This window comes from Peribacillus sp. P4_D6 (genome assembly GCF_056401795.1).
Genome location: NZ_JBFUIQ010000333.1, coordinates 1 through 1,323, shown reverse-complemented (window position 1 = coordinate 1,323; position 1,323 = coordinate 1). Strand labels below are relative to the sequence as shown.

Below are 1,323 nucleotides of genomic sequence, written 5' to 3'. Positions count from 1 at the left end.
CAATGTATGTTCAAATCCCTGAGAAACAGGGGGGGCAGGTACAATGGTTTCCTCTGGCTTTTTTAAAGTTTGGATACCTAAATGAGCCATCGCGACTAACGTGTAAACAAAAATTAAAATTGTCCCAATCACATAAAATTTTGGCATGAATCCTATAATCCTGTCGAAAACAGAAATCCGTTTATCTTTCTGCTCCTCTATAGCCAATGTGGTTGCTCCTTTTAAGATTATTAATATCAGGAAAAGTCTACAGGGACTTAGAATTTCCTGGAGACTACCTATTTAATTTATATGTTTGCAATTATGTTAAAATACGTAAAATTCGTTTAAACATTGACATATTCCAAATTACTTTCGACGTTTTCATTAAAATTAATAATAATTCGTCGTTAAAAATGCCCAACCTCTTCATTGAAAATGAAAGGATGAGCAAATGTTCAGGTTTTATTTAGGACGACCCTTTATCGCAAATTCTTCGACCTTCCTTAGAAACAGCTCCATGGCTTTTGATGCTTCGAAGTCCAACTTTTTCACGATCGAAAAAGGTCTTATTAGGGGCTCATTTTTCAAATGGAAAGTTTTCAATTCATTGGACTTCAATTCTTTTTGTACTGTCAATCGGGATAATAAGGCAATGCCGAGTCCAGCCATCACCGCTTCTTTCACTCCTTGGATACTGGTGAAAATAAAAGTTTTCTTTATGTTTAACTCCAAACTGCTCAGAAGTTTATCGGAATATGTACGGGTCCCCGATCCTTGCTCCCTAAGTACCCATGTTTGGTTTTGGAGCATATTGCCCTCGATGAGATCCATCTGTGAAAGTGGATGATCCTGGGGAACGACCACAATCATCTCGTCATTCATGAAGGGCATGACATCTATATCTTTATAATCCGTTTCCCCTTCTATCAAGCCTATATCAAGCTTATTCGAACGGATTCCTTGAATGACATCATTTGAATTAGAGATGATGATTTGTATATCCACCATCGGATATTGAGTAGCAAATTCTGCCAATACTTTTGGAAGGTAATATTCCCCTATCGTGAAGCTTGCACCTATTTTCATCGTTCCGCTAACCACGTTATTAAATTCATTTATTTCTCTTTTTGCGGTCTCATAATGATTAAGCATTTGCTTTGCATGTCTATACAAAATTTTTCCCGGCTCTGTTATTTGAACTTGTTTGGGGGAACGATAAATTAATTTCGTTCCTAACTCATTTTCCAGATTCCTTATGTGAAGACTGACTCCGGGCTGCGACAGGTTCAGGATATCCCCTGCTCTTGAAAAGTTTTTCTGTTCGATTACAGTTACGAATAC

At 37.3% G+C, this 1,323-nt stretch carries 2 protein-coding genes; both read right to left on the bottom strand.

Annotation, left to right across the window (positions count from 1 at the left end; all coding sequences use genetic code 11):
* On the bottom strand, window positions 1-207 hold a 207-nt coding region (locus tag AC1DVB_RS27330), incomplete at its 3' end, for a hypothetical protein (protein WP_477591963.1).
* A gap of 237 nt (window positions 208-444) precedes the next feature.
* On the bottom strand, window positions 445-1,323 hold an 879-nt coding region (locus AC1DVB_RS27325), incomplete at its 5' end, for a selenium metabolism-associated LysR family transcriptional regulator (protein WP_477591961.1).